This window comes from Aeromonas sp. HMWF014 (assembly GCF_963878295.1).
GTDB classification, from domain to species: Bacteria; Pseudomonadota; Gammaproteobacteria; order Enterobacterales; family Aeromonadaceae; genus Aeromonas; species Aeromonas popoffii.
Genome location: NZ_CAWNYS010000265.1, coordinates 6,312 through 25,713 on the forward strand (window position 1 = coordinate 6,312; position 19,402 = coordinate 25,713).

Annotated in this window: 18 protein-coding genes; 11 read left to right on the top strand and 7 right to left on the bottom strand. The window is 60.0% G+C overall.

Annotated features, from left to right (window positions below; all coding sequences use genetic code 11):
• The first annotated feature begins 60 nt into the window (after positions 1 to 60).
• The 3 genes from AAC083_RS10690 to AAC083_RS10700 all read left to right on the top strand — a co-directional run bounded on the left by AAC083_RS10690 (position 61) and on the right by AAC083_RS10700 (position 2,008).
• Complete coding sequence (locus tag AAC083_RS10690; protein ID WP_108536565.1) at positions 61 to 702, top strand: DUF2057 domain-containing protein; 642 nt, start codon at positions 61 to 63, stop codon at positions 700 to 702.
• A gap of 71 nt (positions 703 to 773) precedes the next feature.
• Positions 774 to 1,211: an HIT domain-containing protein gene (locus AAC083_RS10695; RefSeq protein ID WP_108536566.1), complete on the top strand. Its 438-nt coding sequence runs from the start codon at positions 774 to 776 to the stop codon at positions 1,209 to 1,211.
• 98 nt (positions 1,212 to 1,309) lie between these two features.
• Entirely contained in the window at positions 1,310 to 2,008 is a 699-nt protein-coding gene (locus AAC083_RS10700; RefSeq protein ID WP_108536567.1) for a DUF3334 family protein, read from the top strand.
• A 66-nt stretch (positions 2,009 to 2,074) separates the two neighbouring features.
• Here the strand turns inward: AAC083_RS10700 and AAC083_RS10705 are convergent, their stop codons facing one another.
• Positions 2,075 to 2,329 carry a hypothetical protein gene (locus AAC083_RS10705; RefSeq protein WP_181364715.1) on the bottom strand — a complete coding sequence of 85 codons (255 nt, stop codon included), beginning with the start codon at positions 2,327 to 2,329 and terminating at the stop codon, positions 2,075 to 2,077.
• 162 nt (positions 2,330 to 2,491) lie between these two features.
• Here AAC083_RS10705 and arcB point away from each other — a divergent pair, with 162 nt between their 5' ends.
• From arcB to AAC083_RS10735, 6 genes are all read left to right on the top strand, one after another.
• Positions 2,492 to 4,804 (top strand): aerobic respiration two-component sensor histidine kinase ArcB, encoded by a 2,313-nt coding sequence (arcB, locus tag AAC083_RS10710; RefSeq protein WP_108536568.1) that lies wholly within the window; start codon positions 2,492 to 2,494, stop codon positions 4,802 to 4,804.
• A gap of 41 nt (positions 4,805 to 4,845) precedes the next feature.
• Complete coding sequence (dgt, locus tag AAC083_RS10715) at positions 4,846 to 6,201, top strand: dGTPase (RefSeq protein ID WP_108536569.1); 1,356 nt, start codon at positions 4,846 to 4,848, stop codon at positions 6,199 to 6,201.
• Positions 6,202 to 6,568: 367 nt separating this feature from the next.
• Positions 6,569 to 6,772, top strand: a complete 204-nt coding sequence (locus AAC083_RS10720) for a hypothetical protein (RefSeq protein WP_042039391.1) — start codon at positions 6,569 to 6,571, stop codon at positions 6,770 to 6,772.
• 361 nt (positions 6,773 to 7,133) lie between these two features.
• Positions 7,134 to 11,426 carry an ATP-binding protein gene (locus tag AAC083_RS10725; protein WP_108536570.1) on the top strand — a complete coding sequence of 1,431 codons (4,293 nt, stop codon included), beginning with the start codon at positions 7,134 to 7,136 and terminating at the stop codon, positions 11,424 to 11,426.
• On the top strand, positions 11,407 to 12,618 hold the full coding sequence (locus AAC083_RS10730) for an EAL domain-containing response regulator (RefSeq protein WP_181364716.1): 1,212 nt from the start codon (positions 11,407 to 11,409) through the stop codon (positions 12,616 to 12,618). Before AAC083_RS10725 ends, AAC083_RS10730 begins: the two co-directional genes overlap by 20 nt.
• A 12-nt stretch (positions 12,619 to 12,630) precedes the next feature.
• Positions 12,631 to 12,789, top strand: a complete 159-nt coding sequence (locus AAC083_RS10735) for a hypothetical protein (protein ID WP_181364717.1) — start codon at positions 12,631 to 12,633, stop codon at positions 12,787 to 12,789.
• A gap of 168 nt (positions 12,790 to 12,957) precedes the next feature.
• Here AAC083_RS10735 and rfaH read toward each other — a convergent pair whose 3' ends face one another.
• The 4 genes from rfaH to metN form a co-directional block, all read right to left on the bottom strand.
• The gene (gene rfaH, locus AAC083_RS10740; RefSeq protein WP_042035136.1) at positions 12,958 to 13,458 is read right to left on the bottom strand and encodes a transcription/translation regulatory transformer protein RfaH; all 501 of its coding nucleotides are present in this window, start codon (positions 13,456 to 13,458) and stop codon (positions 12,958 to 12,960) included.
• Between the two features lie 95 nt (positions 13,459 to 13,553).
• Complete coding sequence (gene metQ / locus AAC083_RS10745; RefSeq protein WP_108536571.1) at positions 13,554 to 14,354, bottom strand: methionine ABC transporter substrate-binding lipoprotein MetQ; 801 nt, start codon at positions 14,352 to 14,354, stop codon at positions 13,554 to 13,556.
• Between the two features lie 26 nt (positions 14,355 to 14,380).
• Entirely contained in the window at positions 14,381 to 15,034 is a 654-nt protein-coding gene (locus AAC083_RS10750) for a methionine ABC transporter permease (RefSeq protein ID WP_042865698.1), read from the bottom strand.
• Positions 15,015 to 16,058 (bottom strand): methionine ABC transporter ATP-binding protein MetN, encoded by a 1,044-nt coding sequence (metN, locus tag AAC083_RS10755; protein ID WP_108536572.1) that lies wholly within the window; start codon positions 16,056 to 16,058, stop codon positions 15,015 to 15,017. Before metN ends, AAC083_RS10750 begins: the two co-directional genes overlap by 20 nt.
• A 367-nt stretch (positions 16,059 to 16,425) precedes the next feature.
• Between metN and AAC083_RS10760 the strand changes: the two genes are divergently transcribed.
• Positions 16,426 to 16,617, top strand: coding sequence for a hypothetical protein (locus AAC083_RS10760; protein ID WP_181364718.1), 192 nt, complete (start codon positions 16,426 to 16,428; stop codon positions 16,615 to 16,617).
• A gap of 75 nt (positions 16,618 to 16,692) precedes the next feature.
• Here the strand turns inward: AAC083_RS10760 and ppgK are convergent, their stop codons facing one another.
• On the bottom strand, positions 16,693 to 17,442 hold the full coding sequence (gene ppgK / locus AAC083_RS10765) for a polyphosphate--glucose phosphotransferase (protein WP_042035131.1): 750 nt from the start codon (positions 17,440 to 17,442) through the stop codon (positions 16,693 to 16,695).
• An 83-nt stretch (positions 17,443 to 17,525) separates the two neighbouring features.
• Positions 17,526 to 18,680 (bottom strand): tRNA epoxyqueuosine(34) reductase QueG, encoded by a 1,155-nt coding sequence (queG, locus tag AAC083_RS10770; protein ID WP_108536573.1) that lies wholly within the window; start codon positions 18,678 to 18,680, stop codon positions 17,526 to 17,528.
• A gap of 243 nt (positions 18,681 to 18,923) precedes the next feature.
• Between queG and AAC083_RS10775 the strand changes: the two genes are divergently transcribed.
• Positions 18,924 to 19,402: NAD(P)H-hydrate epimerase (locus tag AAC083_RS10775; RefSeq protein WP_219927880.1), on the top strand; the 479-nt coding region annotated here is incomplete at its 3' end.

Here is a 19,402-nt window from a genome sequence, read left to right on the forward strand (position 1 = left end):
TTTCTGTCATCTTCGGTTGTTACCCTGCGCCCATCACAGCGATCAGGAAGATGAGCAAACATGAAAGGTTCTCAGGGTTGGATTGGATTGACGCTGCTGTGCGCGGCGACGGGCATGAGTACGGCACAGGCCGAGGTCGAGGTGGTGGTGCCAACGGATTTCCAGATCCTGGCGGTGAGCAGTGGCACCTGGCAGGACGAGCAGCACGCTACCCTGGCGGACGGAGAGCAGCAACTGCTGGTGCGCTATGAGGGGGTGATCCCGAGCCGCAATAGCAGCGAAAACGATCGTCAGGTGCGGTCCGAGCCACAGGTGATGCGCTATCAGGCCAGCAATCAGCGCTTGACGCTGGTGGCCCAACAGCCTGCCGATGAGCAGGCGATGGTGGCCTATGCCAAGGGGCCAGTTGTGACGCTGCAGGCCAATGGTCAGGCGCTCGATACTCAGCAGGATGCGCTGGTGACCAGCGGCATGCTGCTTGGGGTGGACTGGAGCGGCAAACTGGCTGAATACAACCGCAGCGGCGGCAAGGCGGCGCTGACGGCGGGAGCAATATCCGCACAGCCAACTGCCACGTTCGCTAGCGGGGCGCAACCCGTTGTGGCTGCCAGCGAGCTGGAAGGGCAGTTGCAGCAGCTGTTCCTCACGGCCGACCCCGAGCTTCGCAAGCGCTTCATCGGCTGGGCCGTGCCGCGACTTTAAGTTTGTGGCCCGTTGCAGTAACGTGGGCGCTCTTTTCGTGCATTGCGCCCACCTTATCCAACGAGGTCTTCATGTTTGAATTGCATACTCGCCTGCAGGCGGATACCCAGGTGCTCGGGGATCTGCCGCTGTGTCGTGTCCTGCTTGCCAAAGACAGCCAGTATCCCTGGCTCATCCTGGTGCCACGGGTCGCCAACTTGCGCGAAATTCACCATCTGGCGCCCGCGCAGCAGCAACAGCTGATGCAGGAGTCTTGCGCCCTGGCCTCCCTGATGGAGCAGGCGTTGCGGCCGGACAAAATCAATGTGGCGGCGCTCGGCAATCTGGTGCCGCAGCTGCATCTGCATCATGTCGCCCGCTTTACCACGGATCGGGCATGGCCAGGTCCCATCTGGGGGGCGCATTCCTCCTTGCCTTATGACGAGGCAAGCTTGCAGCAAGAGGCCGCCAGTTGGCGCCTCAAACTCGCTCATCTGGCTGGCTTCACCCCGCTTGTTGCTGACAATTGAGTCAAGTGAGAGGCGGCTCGCTATTTCGAAGCCCAAGCCGCGTTATCTGTTAGAGTTATGGTATAGATAAGCCCATTTTCGATGTTCAGGAAGGTCCCATGATAGTGACAAGAGCCGACAACGATACCGTATTGACCACAGAGGATGTGCTGCTGAGTCTGTGTCATTCGGTTACGGATGTATTGAGTGCGGCGACCATGAGTCAGGTGCGTTTCTCCGGCATGGTGCAGCGGATCAGCAAGACCTGCCTCAAGCCGGATATCGGCTGTTTCGTGCTGTTTGATGGCGGCTTCTCCGGCCTGGTAGTGATCAACTTCTCCGCCTCTGCGGCCATGGAGCTCTATGAGAGCTACATGCTCAGCATGGGGCTTTCCAAGGAAGATCTCGCCATCTCGCACACCTCGGACGAGGTGAGTAACGTCATGGGTGAGCTGATGAACCAGATAGTTGGCAGCTTTACCGTCAAGGTGGGTCGGGATCTGCAGACTCACATTACCCAGAACCAGCCGAAAATGCTGGCGCTGAACAAGCAGGTGATGCTGAGTGTCGACACCAACCTCGACAATCCGGAAGCGCGCCGGGTTACCTTCTTCACCTCCCGCAACAACATCTTCTATCTGGAGTTGGCGATGGACCGGACAGAGTTCATCCGCATTCACAACGATGGCATGGATGAGGAGGAGCTGGATCCGGATGCCCTGATCGCCCAGACCAAGCTGGCGGCAGCCAAGCCGGCTCCGTTGGCCGCACCGGTCGTCAACGATCATGATGACTTGCTCGACTCGCTCGGTATCTGACGTCAGCCCAACGCTGAGCATGCCAAGGCCACCCATGAGGTGGCCTTGTTGCTGCTGGGGGAGGGCTTAGCCGTTGTAGGGCGGACAGCTCTCGCTGTCGGCGGCGCCGAGCTCATGAATGCGGCTCTTGCTGCCCTCTCCTGCATGGAGGTTGGACTTGTAGCTGATGGCGTTGACCCCGCAGGGCAGGAAACCGGACCTGCCGGGCTGCTTCGGAATGTCGCCCGGAGCGGCGTGGGCGGCATTGACTGCCAGCGGGCCAAGACTCAGCCGGGTGAGAGTACGTATCGATAAGACTCCTGCAAGATCATCTCGTTGCATTAAGCGGCCAGCATGCTGGCGCCGCAGACTTGACCCTGGCTGACCGAGTTTCCCCCTGCATGCGGGGGCATAGATTAATCGATAATTAATCGTGCAACGGCACAAGAGTTCGGCGCGCCGTGCTGGTATTCTGTTCGGCGAATATGGGGAGAAAACAATAAGATGAAACAAATCAAATCCTGGGCGCAATACTACGTCGACCTGATGACCAAGCTGGGACTGGTGCGCTTTAGCATGTTCCTGGCGACGGGCATCATAGTGCTGGCTGTTTCCATCCAGATGGGCGTGACCCTGTTTCTGCGCGGCACAGTGGACATAGTCGACCTGGTGCGCTCTGTCTTCTTCGGCCTGCTGGTGACACCCTGGGCCGTCTATTTTCTCTCCATAGTGGTCGATCAGCTGGAGGATTCCCGTCAGCGCCTGACTCGCATGGTGAGCAAGCTGCAAGACATGCGCGAGCGGGATCTGGGGCTCAACAGCCAGCTGCAGGAGAACATCAGCCGCCTCAATGCCCAGATCGCCGAGACCAACCGGGCCGAGACCCTGCGTCAGCAGGCGATCGAGGATCTGGAAAACGAGGTGTTCCAGCGCGAGAAGGCCCAACTGCATCTGGGTGAGCGCACCGCCCTGCTGCGATCCTTTATCGACTGCTCCCCGGATCTGGTCTACTACCGCAACGAAGACGAGCAGTTCTCCGGCTGCAACCGTGCCATGGAGGAGCTCACCGGCAAGGTGGAGGCCGAGCTCATCGGGCTGACACCGTTCGATGTCTACAAGCAGGACATCGCCAGCAAGGTGGTGGAGACCGACAAGCAGGTCTTTGCCAGCAACGAGCCGCTCACCTATGAGCAGTGGCTGGAGTATCCGGATGGTCGCAAGGCCTACTTCGAGCTGCGCAAGGTGCCCTTCTTCGATCGCTTCGGCAAGCGGCTCGGCCTGCTCGGTTTTGGCCGCGATATCACCGAGCGCAAGCAGTATCAGGACAAGCTGGAGAAGGCGAGTCGCGACAAGACCACCTTTATTTCCACCATCAGCCACGAGCTGCGTACCCCGCTCAACGGCATAGTAGGGCTCAGTCGCATGTTGATGGATACCCCCCTCGATCCCAAGCAGCATCAACAGCTCAAGACCATTCACCTGAGTGCGGTGACGCTCGGCAATATTTTCAATGACATCATAGATCTGGACAAACTCGACCGGCGCCGGTTGGAGATAGCACCAACCCCCATCGACCTGCCCGCCTTCCTCGACGAGCTGGAGACGCTGTCGCGTATTCAGGCGGAGCAGAAGGGGCTCTATCTGCATTTCGACCGGGATGGTGACATGCCGCAATTCGTGATGACCGATGGCACCCGGCTGCGTCAGGTGTTGTGGAACCTGGTGGGTAATGCGGTCAAGTTTACCGATGAGGGCGGGGTGACGGTACGTTGCCTCTCCCACGCGGCCGATGAGCCGGGCAAGCTGGCCTTGCACTTCGAAGTGGAGGACACCGGCGTCGGCATTCCTCGCGCCCAGCAGGAGAAGATCTTCGCCATGTACTATCAGGTGCAGGGCAAGAAGCACGCCACCGGCACCGGCATCGGTCTGGCCGTTTCCCGTCAGCTGGTGCAGGCCATGGGCGGTCAGCTCTACGTGGACAGCGACCCGGGTGAGGGCTCCTGCTTTACCGCCGAGCTGGAAGTGGACTGTGTCGAGCCTCAGTCCGCCAAAGCCGAGCCCGAGATGCCCTCCCTCGATATCCTGCTGGTGGAGGATGTGGAGCTGAACGTGACAGTGGCCTGCGCCCTGCTCAACAAGCTGGGTCATCAGGTACAGGTGGCGCGGGACGGTGCCCAGGCACTGGCCATGGCCAATCCCGATGACTTTGACCTGATCCTGCTGGATATCCAGTTGCCGGACATGACCGGCTTTGACGTGGCGGCCCAACTGCTTGAGCGCTACAGCGACAGTCTGCCGCCCATGGTGGCGCTCACCGCCAACGCCACTGGCGATCGCCAGTACTATCGGGATCGCGGCATGCAGGATGTGATTAACAAGCCCCTGGGCTCCAGGGCGGTGCGGGAGGTGATTGGCCACCTGTTTGCCGACCTGGCTGACGATGAGGCGGACGAGCAGGCCGATGTGGGTAGCCAGGATGAGTTGCTAGATCTGCCCTTCCTCACCGATTACGCCGATACGGTGGGCAAGCCGGTGCTGCTCTCCAGCGTCGAGCTGTTCGAGAAGATGATGCCCGACTACATGGCGGTGCTCGATTCCAATATGATCGCCAAGGATCAAACCGGGGTGGTGGAGGAGGCGCACAAGATCAAGGGGGCGGCCGGCTCCATCGGTCTGCGCCGGCTGCAGCAACTGGCCCAGCTGATCCAGAGCCCGGATCATCCCGCCTGGTGGGAGAACGTGGAGGACTGGATAGAGTCGCTGCGTCGCGAGTGCCCGGGCGATATCGCCAGGTTGAAGCGCTGGCTGCTCTCCTGAGGCGCGTGCCGCCTCTTTACGCACCAAAGGAGATAAACAACATGTATCAGCGTTTGATCCCGTCACTGCGCAGCCACCCCTGGGGTGAGGAAGATCTGCTGGAGGCGACCGAGCTGGATCGCGCCCGCATAGTGCAGGCCGCGCCGGTGCGCCGGTTGCAGCAGAAGACCCAGGTCTTCCCGCTGGATGTGAAGGCTTCGGTGCGCAGCCGTCTCACCCATTCGCTGGAGGTGCAGGAGACGGGCCGCCAAATCAGCCGTCGCATTCTGGCGGCACTGCCCGCGGGGTCGGTGTGTGAGGGGGCCTTCATCAATCTGGTGGAGATGTCCTGCCTGCTGCACGACGTCGGTAACCCGCCGTTCGGTCACTTTGGCGAGCAGGTGATGAGTCAGTGGCTGGCGCAGGCGCTGGATGAGCTGTTTGCCGCCGCGCTTGGGGCCGCGCCCAGCCCGCAATGGGCCGCATTACGCCAGGATCTGCTGGTGTTTGATGGCAATGCCCAGAGCCTGCGGCTGGTGCACAGTCTGCACGAGCTGAATCTGACCCTGGGGCAGCTGGCCGCCCTGTGCAAATATCCGCAGCAACCCCTGCACGACGGCCAACATCATGGTTGGGCCAGCAAGCGTGGTATCTTCTTCAGTGAACAACCCCTCTACCGTTCCCTGAGCCAGAGCCTGGGACTGGCGCCCGGTTGCCGCCACCCGCTGGTCTATATCATGGAGGCGGCCGACGATATCTCCTACTGCATCGCCGATCTCGAAGATGCGGTGGACAGGCGCATTCTCAGCCTGAGCGAATTGCAACAGGCGCTGCGTCGGGCCGATGAGGGGGCCTACATGGCGGGCTTGCTGGCGGATGCCACCGCCTCTGACAGAGGCTTCTTCCCCCATTTTCGCCAGCACCTTACCCGGGATCTGATCGCGCTGGCCGCCCACACCTATGTGAGCGAGCATGAGCTCATCCTGAGCGGTGCCTATCCCCAGGCGTTGCTGCACGGTCAGGTGCCGGCGGCTATGGTGCTCGACACCCTCAAGCAGGTGGCCCGCGAGCAGGTGTTCATGCGGCCCGAGGTTGAGGCGTTGGAGCTGGAAGGCTATGCCGCCCTGCGTGGTGTGCTCTCCACCTATGCCTGTCTGCTGGCATTGCCCGCCAGCCAGTTCGAGCGACTGCTGGCCGGGCAGGGGGGCAGCGAGCTGTTCTTCGCCCGCCGCCTGTTTCACCGCCTGTCGGCCCGTCATCTCAAGGCATACCGGTTGGCGGTGGCCAGCCGGGATCCCCGTTTCGACAAGGGTGCCGAACAGGAGTGGTATTACCGGGTGCGGCTGCTGCTCGACTATGTGAGTGGCATGACGGATACCTATGCGCTGGAAGAGTTCCGCCTCTTGTCCGGGATCTGACACGCGCTAGGCAAATCCTGTGCGTGCAGTCCGGGGCCTGATGTGTGCGGCTGATGGGCGAGAGTTCTGTGTCTCGTCTGGATATTGACAGATGACTCACTCCCCATATGGGGGGGAGGTTCTTGTATAAAATTCGGTCTTTTTTTAGACTGTGGCAACTTGTTCAACTTTCACACGGTAAGGAGACGATCATGCAACATTCAATGCTAAACGTTGCGTTCGATCGCTGCATTGGCAGCGCGAAGACTCGTGCTCTTTTTCTACCGCGTGGAGGAAACAGGTAACACCTGCTTTTTCATCACCCGCGGTTGTCCCGCAGGGTGATTGCCTCTCTCCGGGAGAACCGCACGTTCAACTGGAGAATATCATGTCTATCGAACTGACCCTGCTGCGCACCGTCGAATCCCTGGTTCAGAAACGGATCACCCGGCTGGAACGCCGCACCTCTTACCTGCACCTCTCGCCAGCCTTGCTGAAAGACATAGGTCTGGAAGGGCAGAATGTGCAGATCGCCCACGTCCGTGAGCAGGAGTATCAAACCGGCTTCCGGCTTGGGAATCGAATAACCTGACAGGAAGGGGTCAGGCCCCTTCTTGCAAGAAGATGGCAGGATTAGACCTTAATGCCAGTCAGTTAAGATTGTTTTAGTCTCAGCCCGTGAGGTATAAGGGCCAAAGAGTGAGGGAGGCATTATGCCTCCCTTTTTTTATTGGATGCCAGCCAGATCAAGGGTTTCAGCCCAATTGACGCCTTCACCATAGCGCTGTTTTTTTATTAAAAATTTGAATATTTAGTCAAAAAAATGCTTTACTCACTCGCCTTCGGCTTAGGTCTGTCATTTTTCGTATCCGCTTGAGTTTGGTTCCGAATTTTCATTCGCACATTCTGCCAAAATCTTTATCATCGCTCTCCGATCTATTCAGGAGTTGTCCATGTTGCGTCTTTGCTATCGCGCCTTCCTGTTGTGCTGGCTTGCTTGTTGGAGCCTTGCCGCCGCGGCAGAAACCGGTCTGGACAAGGATCGAATGGGGCTGTCCGAGCGCCTGTGGCTCGCCACACGCAGCGATCTGGTGGTCGGCATGCCCTCGGTGGCCTGGCCCCCTTATGTCTATGCCAATAGCCGGGGTGGTTACAGCGGCCCGCTGGATGATTTTGCCTCTCTGATTGCGAGCCGACTGGGGCTGACCCTGCGCTACAAGACCTACCCCTACTATGCCGGAGCCCAGCAGGCCTTGCTCGATGGCGAGGTCGACATGTTGCTCGGCGTGACCCCCAGCCAGTCGCGGCAGCAACAGATGCGCTTTACCTCTGATCTCGTAGGGATGCCCCGTGGCATTCTGCTGGCGAAGGGGGATGACCAGCTGACCCTGACAGCTGCCCGTCAACTGCGCTGGGTGTGTGAACATAGTTTCAGCTCCTGTGAGACGCTGGCTGAGCTGGGCATGACGCATCTGGCGGAAGCGGACAGCAGCGAAGAGGCTGTCTTCATGGTGAAGAGGGGCCTGGCGGATGCCTATCTGGCGGATCTGCCTGCTCTTGTTCGCTTGCAGCGTCTGCAACAGCAGGCGAATCTGAAGGTGATCACCCCGGACTGGGTGACGGATACCTCGGTGGCCATCGCGGTGGGCCCCAGCAATCAGGGCCTGCAGGGACTGCTGGAGCTGGCACTCAACGATATTCCCCTCAATGAACGGCGCCGCATTCTGGAGACCGGCGGCATAGTCGACTACGAACTGGCCAATGGCCCTCGCCAGATTATTTTCAACCAGAGCGAGCTGGAGTGGTTGGCGCAGCACCCGACCCTGAGATTCGGCGTCGCCCCCGACTGGCCAGCGGTGAGTGAGATAGACGGCAGCGGCCAGTTCAAGGGATTCCTCGCTGATCTGCTCAAGCTGCTCAGCATGCGCTCCGGCCTCCAGTTCACCTTGGTGCCGACCAGCAGCTGGGCCGAGACTCAGGCGCTGTTCAAGGCGGGCAAGCTGGATCTCATCCCGGCCATGACGCCGACCCCCGAACGCCGCCAATTTTCTCTGTTTACCCCCGAATACGCTTTCATCCACAGGCTGCTTGTGGCCAGGCATGGTGAGGTTGAGCTTGAGGATCTCAATCAGCTCAAAGGGAGAAGGGTGGGAATCGTCGCAGGTACGATCGAGAAGTCGCTGCTCAAGGCGTTGGGAGCTTATCCGGTGACGGTCAGCAATGACACCAGGCTGTTGCCCCTGCTCGATCGACACGAGGTCGATTATGTGCTGATGAGCATGCAGAGGCTGCAACTGGCGCTACAAAAAGGATTCAATAACCGCTATCAGGTGGTCTTCTCCGGCAACGAGTTGCGAGTGCCCATCGCCATGGCGACGCATCAGCAAGATCCTATGCTGCAGCAGATCCTGACCAAGGTGTTGCTCTCCATCCGTCCTGACGAGCTGTCGAGGCTGGAGCAGAAGTGGTTCTCCCTCACCATCCAGACCGGCATCAATCCGGCGACCGTGATGCGCTGGTCCTTTTTCGGGATCGGCGCCTTCCTGCTCAGTGCCTTGCTGTTCATCGGCTGGAACCGCACGCTGCGCCGCCAAATCGTCCAGCGCCAGCTGGCCGAGGACAAGTTGAACGAGCAGCTGACCTTCGTGCAGACCCTGCTCAACTCCCTGCCCAACATGGTGGCGCTGCGAAATCGTGAGCAGTGTATCACCCTCAGCAACCAGGCCTACCGGGATGCCTTCATCGGGGCCAAGGTCGGTGATGATTACGACGATCTCGACGACATGCCGCCCCAGGAGCAGGAGCGGGTGCTCAGGGAGGAGTTGGAGGTGTGGCAGAGCGGTGAGCAGCTGGAAGGGGCGGGGTACAGCCGCCGCCAAGATGGCGCCATGTTCCACGTCATCTATACCAAGCGCCCCTATCGCTCCCCGAACGGCGACATGCTGGGTGTACTGACTGTGCTGACCGACGTGACTCGCATCAAGGAGGCCGAGGCGCGGGCCCGTCAGGCGGAGACCCGGCTCACTCAGATCACCGACAGCATGCCGGGCATCGTTTATCAATATCTGTGGCAGGGGCCTGGCAAGGGCCGCTTCCTCTATGCTTCCCAGGGGGCGAGCGAGATCCTGGGCGCCAGTCAGCAAGATATGCTGTCGGCCGAGTCGGGCGGCGAGGTGTTCGGCTTTACCGAAGAGGCGCTGCAGGATTTTGTCAGCAAGTTGGCCAATCATGCCGAGACGCTGGCGCGGCTCGATCTGGAGGTCAGGGTCGAGCGTCCCGAAGGGGATCGCTATTTGCAGGTGCGCGGCAGTTTCGTGCCGCAGGATGAGGGAAATCTGATCCTCAACGGGGTGATCCAGGACATCACTGCACTCAAGCGCCAGGAGAACGATCTGAGAGAGGCACGTGCCTATGCGGAGCAGGCGATGCAGGTGCGCAGCCGTTTCCTCGCCACCATGAGCCACGAGCTCAGGACTCCCATCTCCGGCATGCACGGCATGTTGGAATTGTTGCAGATGAGCGAGCTGAACGAGGATCAGCGCTACATGCTGCGCAACGTCATCACCTCCACTAACAACCTGCTCTATCTTGTCAACGATGTGCTCGACTTTTCTAAGATAGAGGCGGGCCAGTTGCAACTGCATTATCAGGATTGTCGCCTCTCCTCCGTGATCTGCGACGTGATCCGTGGCCATGCCACACTGGCTCATGGCAAGGGGTTGAAGGTGGCGCTGGAGTGGGCGATCGAGGTGCCGGATCTGGCCCGTATCGATGCCGTGCGGGTGGGGCAGGTGCTCTCCAATCTGCTCAACAATGCGGTCAAGTTCACCGAGCGAGGAGAGATCCGTATCCAGGTCAGCTATCGCGTTGAACAACTGTTTATCGCCGTCAGCGATACCGGTATCGGCATCGCGGAAGAGAAGCAGGATCGCTTGTTTACCCCGTTCGAGCAGGTGGAGTCCGACATAACCCGACGCTTCGGAGGCACCGGGCTGGGACTGGCCATCTGTCATCAGCTGGCCCAGAAAATGGGGGGCAGTCTGGCTCTTGAGAGCAAACCGGGTCAGGGAACCCGGCTGACGTTCTGTTTCCCGCTTACGGAGTGCCAATGGGATGCGCCGCCGCTGGCAGGTCAGCAGTGGTGGCTGTTTGGCGAGGATGCGGCCCTGCAGTCTGCCATGCTGCGGCTGGGGGCCAGATTGAATCGTCTGGCCCCCCAACAGTGGCAGCAACCGGTGAGTGGTTTGTTATTAGCGGAGGAGGGCTGGCTCGAGCAGGCGCTGGGCAGCGAGTGGTCGACACGTTTGCAGCAATCCGCCCTCAAGGGCATAGTGCTCTCCCCGCTGGAAGCGCTGCGCGGCCGCATGGACTCGGATGCCTGGTGGCGCCTGGGTCAATCCCCGCTTTACCCCGATCTGTTGCTGGAGACCTGCCACCAGTTGCTGGGGGAAAAAGCGATCAATCCGGTGCAGGCCCATGCCGCTCAATTGCAGGGGCGGGTGCTGGTGGCCGACGATCATCCCATCAATCGCGCCCTGTTGGCGCGCCAGCTTGGCATTCTCGGGGTGGACGCCGAGGTGGTGGACGATGGCGAAAAAGCGCTGCGTACCTGGCAGGGGCAGGATTTTTCCCTGCTGCTGACCGACTGTCACATGCCGGTGATGGATGGCTACACCTTGACCCGGACCCTGCGGGCACAGGGGGAACAGGCTCCCATCATCGGTGTCACGGCCGATACGTCGGAAGGGGCCGGCCTGCAGATGCAGCAGGCCGGCATGAACGACATGCTGTTCAAGCCCTACACCCTGAATACCCTGCGCCAGATGCTGGCCCGCTGGTTGCCGGCGGTCGTGCCGGCGGACGAGGCGGCGGACGAGGCGGCGCCACAGTCTACTGAACCGGCCAGGCAGCAGGGAGAGCGCTGGATCTCGTTGTTCGGGGATGATGAGGTGGCCCGCAGCATGGCGCAAGAGTACCTGGATTCCAACCGACAGGATGGCGATGACATGATGCAGGCGGTGGCTTGCCAAGATACCCATGCCCTGGTGGAGACGGCGCACCGCATCAAGGGCGCTGCCCGCATGGTAGGACAGTTGGCATTGGCAGAGGAAGCTGCCCGACTCGAAGCGGCGGCCCGTCTGAAGCAACTGGAAGAACTCACCGAGTTGAGCCAGACAGTACTGGCGCTGATGAATTCTATTACACGCGAAATTGGACTATGGCTCGATGAACAAAACACAGCATGAGTTGGTGATCATGGTGGTGGAAGACCACGCGTTCCAGCGCAAGGCACTGATGCACCAGATCCGTGGGCTCGGTTATTCCTCCTTGCTGGAGGCCCAGGACGGATTGGAGGCGCTGGCCATGTGTCAGCGTCATCAGGTCGACATCCTGTTTTGCGATCTGCGCATGCCCGGCATGGATGGCATGGCGTTGCTGCGCCGTCTCTCCCTCGGCGGTTTTCGTGGCGGCATTATCCTCTCCAGCGCGCTGGAAGATGACGTGGTCGAAGCCGTGCTGCGGATGAGCGCTGCCTATGGTCTGCAGGTGCTGGGGCGTATCGAGAAGCCCTCCAGCCAGCAGCAGATCAGCCAGCTGATTGGCGCCTGGCGGCCACAACAGGAACGGGCCCAGGAGGAGGACGGCCACAGCCTGACCCTGGATGTGCTGAGTCGGGCGTTGGAGCAGGATCAGTTGCTGCCTTGGTATCAGCCCAAGGTGAGCTTTGGCTCGGGGCAGTGGGTCGGCATGGAGGCGCTCGCACGCTGGCAACATCCGGACTACGGCCTCATCTCGCCGGCTCGCTTCATTCCGCTGGCGGAGCACAATGGTCTTATCGACCAGCTGACCGAGGTGATCATCAGCAAGTCCCTGCGCGATGGCCACCTGTGGGAGCGGACTGGTCTTTCCCTCAACCTGTCGATGAACCTCTCCACCACCTCCCTCATCGAAGGGGATCTCTGTAACACCCTGATCAACCAGTGTCAGCGCTGGAGTATCAACCCCGAGCTCATCACCCTGGAGGTGACGGAGAGCTCGTTCGTGAAGGATCTGGGCAAGTCGCTGGAGGTGCTGACCCGTCTGCGCATGCATGGCTTTGGGCTTTCCATCGATGACTTCGGGACCGGCTACTCCTCCATGCAGCAGCTGGCCCTGCTGCCTTTCACCGAGCTCAAGCTGGATCGCTCCTTCGTTGATCGCTGCTATGAGGATCCCTCACGTTTGGCCATAATAGAGTCAAGTATCGAGCTGGCCCGCAAACTGGGGCTCAAGTCGGTCGCCGAGGGGGTTGAGGATGAGCTGACCTGGCGACTGCTGGCCAAGTTGGGGTGCGATGTGTGTCAGGGCTTCTTCTCCGCCCGACCCATGCCGCGTGATGAATTGATGGGATGGCATGACTCCTGGCGCGAACGGTTACCGGGTCTGATCGGAGACTGAGTGCCGGGGTACATGCCGAAACGAATCTACTGGAGCTGGCGTTACCGGCCCTGCTGCGGGATGAGGCAATCCAGCCAGAGCAGTCGGCAGGGGGAGGAGATAGTGGCCCGACTGGCGCAGGATACCGGACGGCTGACGTCCGTCATCAACCGCTTCGAGCTGGATGCCTGATGGCCGATAGTGAGGAGGAAACAGATAAACTGAGACGGGCCTGTGGGCCCGTTTGCTTATCAGTCCAGACGGCGTAAAGCCTGATTGTCGAAACTGCTGCTGGTCTCCTGGTTCAGCAGACTGACCAGCAGGAGTGAGGCGTTGCTCGCCATGGACGCCAGATGAGGGCTAGTCCAGACGGCGGAAGGCCTGATTGTCGAAACTGCTGGATGTCTCCTGGTTCAGCAGACTGACCAGCAGGATGGCGCGTTTCTCCCCATCCGGTTCCAGATAGATGGCCTCGAACCCGGCTAATGGACCCGATTCGATCAACACCTTGTCGCCCTGGGTCGGCAGGTTGGCGTAGCTGGCTCTCGCCTCGTCGCTGTCATCGCGGCTCATCAACTGATAGACCAGCTGGCTGCTGATGGAGGTCCACTCCTTGCCAAAGTGGATGATACGGCTGATGCCACGGGTCGATTTCAGGGTGACAGGGGTGACCTCTTCCAGATCCACATAGATGAACAGATAGTTGGGAAACATGGGTTCCCGCACCGGGACACGCTTGCCCCGCCGCAGCTTCTCGATTTCGACCATGGGGTAATAGGATGCAATCCCCTGGGCTTCAAGATGGGCGCGGGCGCGGGCCTCTTCCTTTGGCTTGCAGTAGGCCAGATACCATTTTTTCATGTTCTGTTATGTTCGTGTTGCCGTGCTCCCGGTTATGATAACCGCGACAATAAAAAAGGCCACGCTTGGCGTGGCCTTTTTTGCAGAGTGAGCGATTACCAACCTTTGACGATGCCACCTTTGAACAGTTCGTTAGCAGTTTTGTACACTTCATCGCTCTGGAAGGCCTGGACGAACTCCTTCACCTTGGCGTCATCCTTGTTGTTGCCACGAGAAACGAGCAGGTTGACGTAGGGGGAGTCCTTGTCTTCCACGAACAAGCCGTCACGGCTTGGCAGCAGGTCGATCTGGGAGGCGTAGACAGTGTTGATGATGGCCAGATCCACGTCTTCCAGGGAACGGGGCAGCTGGGCTGCTTCCAGTTCAACAATCTTCAGCTTCTTCGGGTTGCTGGCGATGTCGAGCACGGTCGCTTCCAGGCCTGTGCCCTCTTTCAGGGTCAGCAGGCCCTGCTTTTGCAACAGGATCAGGGAACGACCCAGGTTGGTCGGATCGTTCGGCACGGCGATCTGCGCACCCTCTTTCAGATCGGCCAGGGTCTTGATCTTCTTGGAGTAGCCGGCGATGGGGTAGACGAAGGTGTTGCCGACCGGCACCAGATCAAAGCCGCGATCCTTGACCTGGCTATCCAGATACGGTTTGTGCTGGAAGGCGTTCAGATCGATGCTGCCATCGTTCAGGGCCACGTTCGGGGTGGCGAAGTCGGAGAAAGTAACTACTTCGACATCCAGACCGAACTTGTCCTTGGCGACCTTGGCCGCGGCTTCCACCAGCTGGGATTCCGCCCCGGCGATGGCACCCACTTTCAGGGTCTTGTTCTCTTCTTTCTGACCACAACCGGTCAGAACCAGGCCAGCCAGCAGGGCAGCCGCAACGGATTTAATGCCAAATTTCATAAAAACCTCCTGTCAGCAATCGACGATTAACGATGATCACATGTGTTGACCAGGCGCTCACCTGCGCTCTGGATGAGTTGAACCAGTAAAACCAGAATGACGACGGTTGCCAGCATGACAGTGGGGTCAAAGCGCTGATAGCCGTAGCGAATACCCACATCACCCAGACCACCGCCGCCGATGGCACCGGCCATGGCAGAGTAGTTCACCAGCGTGACCAGGGTAATAGTGACGCTGTTAACGATGCCGGGCAGGGCCTCGGGCAGCAGCACCTTGGTAATGATTTGCAAGGGTTTGGCACCCATGGCCTTGGCAGCTTCCAGCAAGCCGTCCGGCACCTCCATCAGGGCGCCTTCCACCAGACGGGCGATGAAGGGCACGGCACCTATGGTCAGCGGCACTATGGCGGCTATGGTGCCTATGCTGGTGCCGACAATCAGCCGGGTCAGCGGAATGATGGCGACCAGCAGAATGATGAAGGGCACGGAGCGGCCAATGTTGACTAGGATGCCGAGCAACTTGTTCAGGGCCGGGTTGGCCAGGATCTGGCCCGCCTTGGTCACGTGCAGTGCAACGCCCAGCGGCAGGCCGAGCAGGCAGCCAAACAGGGCGGAGGCAAACACCATCAGCAGGGTATCGCCGAGTGCTGTGACCAGCAGATTAATCATTGCTTCGGACATAACCCATTACCTCCAGCTGAATATGGTTGTCGATCAGGAACTGCTGGGTCGCCTCGCACTGGGCCTCATCCCCGAACAATTCTGCCAGCAGGAAGCCGAACTTGACGCCCCCGGCGTACTCGATATCGGCGCTCAGTATGCTGATATCGATGTTGAAGCGACGGCTCGCCTCGGAAATCAGTGGCGTATCGACTGTGCTACCGGTAAAGCCGAGCTTCACCAGCGGATAACTGTTGGCCACCCGCTCTGCACTTAGCCTGTCCTGATACTCCTGCGGAACCTCAAGATGTATGGTGGAGTGGATGAAGTCCCGTGCCAGCTGGGTCTTGGCATTGCTGAAGAACCAGGCGACCTCGCCCTGCTCGATCAGACTGCCGTCGCTGATGATGGCTACGTCATCACAGATCCCCTTCACCACGTCCATCTCATGGGTGATGAGCAAGATGGTGAGCCCCAGTTTGACGTTGATCTCCTTGAGCAGGCTCAGGATCGAACGGGTAGTCTGCGGATCCAGGGCCGAAGTGGCCTCGTCACACAGCAATACCTTGGGGGCCGGTGCCAGGGCGCGGGCGATGGCGACGCGCTGTTTCTGACCGCCTGACAGCTCGGACGGATAGGCATGAGCACGGGCTTCCAGCCCGACCAGGGCCAGCAATTCATCGACCCGGGCCCGGATTTGGGACTTGCTCCAGCCTGCCAGTTCCAGCGGAAACGCGATATTGGCGAACACGGTACGGGAGGAGAGCAGGTTGAAGTGCTGAAAAATCATGCCGATCTGGCGGCGGGCCAGGGTCAGGTCCCGCTCCGGCAGGGCGACCAAGTCCTGGCCATCGACGATGACCTGGCCCTCTGTCGGGCGCTCCAGCAGGTTGACACAACGAATGAGGGTGCTCTTGCCAGCCCCTGAGGCGCCGATCACCCCGAAAATTTTGCCTTGTGGCACATGCAGGCTCACGTCACGCAGGGCGTGCACGGCATCACTGCCTTTACCGTAGACTTTGTTGAGACCGTTCAACTTAATCATGGATTCTTCCGTGCTAACAGCCTTAAAGCACAGGGCGCTACAGGCGGGTGAATTGGGCAGAGGTTCCACTGGGTTACTCTGTCATCATGGAGGATGATGCTAAGATGTCTGGATGGCTGTGTCAATGCTGATTTAGACGTTTAGACGTCTAAAAAAGTGATAAGGATTCCCGTCTGCCGACTAACGCGAACGGTGATCTGGTTCACATCAATATTGTATTTGGCAGTGTAGCCATATTGCCGAATATCACATGGTAAATGTGTTCTTATATCCTTCTTTATTAGTCTCGATTCAGATTTGCCTGGTCATGCTGCCATCGCGACCGTATCGGCACAAATCATTCCACTTTGTTCTGATCGCTGTTTTCTTGGTCGTTGCCTGCCATGCCCAGACTCAGGACATAGTGCAGCAGGTGTGTCGTCAGGAGGAGAAACTCATCGGCGAGCTGGGCCACCTGGCCCGCGAGTGCCCGGCGCAAGAGGCGGTCGCACTGCTGAGTGCGCAGTCATCGCACGAGCAGACCCGCCTGACCCGGCTGGTGCACGGGGGCATAGTCTAGCTACACAGGTGTAATGAGAGAGGCCCAGCATCTGCCGGGCCTTTTCTATGATCGACCCAAGGTGGGGATGCCGCCTTACTGCTGTTCGGCGGTGCGTTCGGCCGCATGGAGGGCGGCGCCTATGATACCGGCCTGATTGAGGTTGGCGGCCGCTACCAGGGGGGCCCGGGTCTCAATCTTGTCGATGAACTTATCGAGCTTGGAGGAGCTGCCGCCCCCCAGAATGAAGAGGTCGGGGGAGAACAGAAACTCCAGCCTGGCCAGGTATTTGTTGAAGCGTTTGCCCCAGCGGCCCCAGGAGAGATCCTCGCGTTTGCGCACCGCATCGGAGCAGTAGTGCTCGGCAACCTTGCCCTCCAGCATCAGGTGGCCCAGCTCGGTGTTGGGCAGCAGCTGACCATTGACGAACACGGCTGTGCCTATGCCGGTGCCGATTGTGACGAGTATGATGACGCCCTTGCGATCCTTGCCGGTACCGAAGCGCATCTCGGCCAGGCCAGCCGCATCGGCATCGTTGAGCACATGGCAGGGCAGGCCGGTCACATCGGCAAACAGGTGAGCGGCATCGGTCTCAACCCAGCGCTTGTCGATGTTGGCCGCACTCTTGGCGATGCCGTTGTGGATGGTGGCGGGAAAGCCGCAGCCCACCGGGCCCTTCCATTGGAAATGTTCTACCAGTGCCTTGAGGGTATGTGCCACGGCGGCCGGGGTGGCCGGTTGCGGCGTCACCAGACGATGGCGCTCGCCAATCAGCTCGCCCGTTTCGGTATCGACCAGGCATCCCTTGATCCCTGAGCCACCGATATCCACTCCCAACATCTGCATCAGATTGTTCCTTTTATAGTGCCGACGCTTTACCGTCGACAGAGCATGAAAAAATGACGTGTATCCGGCAAAGAGCAGGCCGCTTATGCGTGGTCTGGTAAACCTTTTTCGATGCAACGGATCAGCAAACGGGTTTTTTTGCTGTCATCCTGCTGGCGCCGGGCCAGGGTTGCCAGCGCCCACGTTATGTGTTCGGCCACCATGGGCTCAGCCTCGTCCAGCGCGAGTTGCAACGCCGCTATGACGTCGGGGATGGCCGGGCCGTTGCCGAGTGCCACCGCCAGGTTGCGGCGCCAGCGCTGATAGCCGATACGCCGGATCGGGCTCCCCTCAGTGTGCTTGAGAAACTCGCTCTCGCTCCAGCGCCACAGCTCTAGCAGAGGGGGGCGGTGCAGGTTGGGGCGCGCTTTGAAGTCGGGTTCCGGGCTTACATTCGCATAGCGATTCCAGGGGCAGATGAGCTGGCAATCGTCACAACCATAGATGCGATTGCCCATCAGCGGCCTGAACTCTTCCGGGATGGGGCCGTCGTTCTCTATGGTGAGGTAGGAGATGCAGCGGCGCCCATCCACCACATAGGGGGCGACGATGGCGCCGGTCGGGCAGATATTGATACAGGCCACGCACTTGCCGCACAGCTCTTTTTCCACCGGGGCATCCAGGGGGAGCGGCAGGCTGATCAGCAGCTCCCCCAGAAAGAAGAAGGAACCCGCCGACTCGTTGAGCAACAGTGAATGCTTGCCAATCCAGCCTAGTCCCGCCTTGGCGGCCAGTGGCCGCTCCAGTATGGGGGCCGAGTCGACGAAAGGGCGCCACTCTCCCATGGTGTCCTGGTCGGTGTGAAACAGCGCCTGGCAGCGCTGCTCGATCCGCTCCCCCAGCAGCTTGAGGCGGTTGCGCAGCACCTTGTGGTAGTCGCGGCCGAGGGCGTAGCGGCTGATGTAGCCGAGGGTCGGGTCGCGCAGGGTGGCGGCAAAACCGGCCTCGAAAGGCAGGTAGTTCATCCGTACCGACAGCACCCGCAGGGTGCCCGGCAGCAGTTCGTGGGGCCTGGCTCGCATCATGCCGTGGCGGGCCATGTAGTCCATGCTGCCGTGATGGCCGGCATCCAGCCAAGCCTGCAACCTGGGCTCTTCGAGGCTGAGATCCGTGTCCGTGATGCCGATCTGGTCAAATCCTAGCTCGCTCGCCCATAGCTTGATATCGTGGGCCAACTGCTGAAAATCAGGTGTGCTCATGCTGCATCCAGCCCCAAAGGCTTGATGTCCCGGGCCAACCTGCGGTGAAAATCAGGCGTGCTCATGTTGCATTCAGTCCCAAAGGTTTGATGTCCCGGGTCAACCTGCGGTGAAAATCAGGCGTGCTCATGCGGCATCTGGTCCAAAGGCTTGATGTCCTGGGTCAACCGGCAGTGAAAATCTGCCGCACCGGATGCCCAGAGCGTGTCAGCCAGGGTCAATGGATGAAAGTCAGGAGCCGTCATGGTAAAGGTCATCAGGGATACTATCAGCGGTAAAGAGGTGCGCAGTTTACCACGATCACTGTGGCGGACTGAACAGATCCGCGCGCTGGAGCTGCGCTGGGCCGAGCGTGAAGGGCAGGCACTTTATGCCCTGATGGAGCGTGCCGGTGCGGCGCTGCGCACCTATGCCACCCACCATTGGCCACAGAGCCGCAACTGGTGGATCTTTGTCGGCCCCGGCAACAACGGGGGGGACGGCTATGTGCTGGCCCGTCTCGCCAGGCAGATCGGTCTCGAGCCTCAGGTTATCGCCGCGAGGGACCCCGCCGAGCTGAAAGGGGATGCCAGACGGGCCGCGGATGAGTGGCTGGCGCTGGGGGGAACTGTGCTGATGGCCGGCGCGAGCGAGCTTGATTCACTGCCGCCGCCAGATCTGGTGATAGACGCACTGCTCGGCACGGGTGTTCATGCCCCCCTCTCCTTGCCTTTGACAAAGAT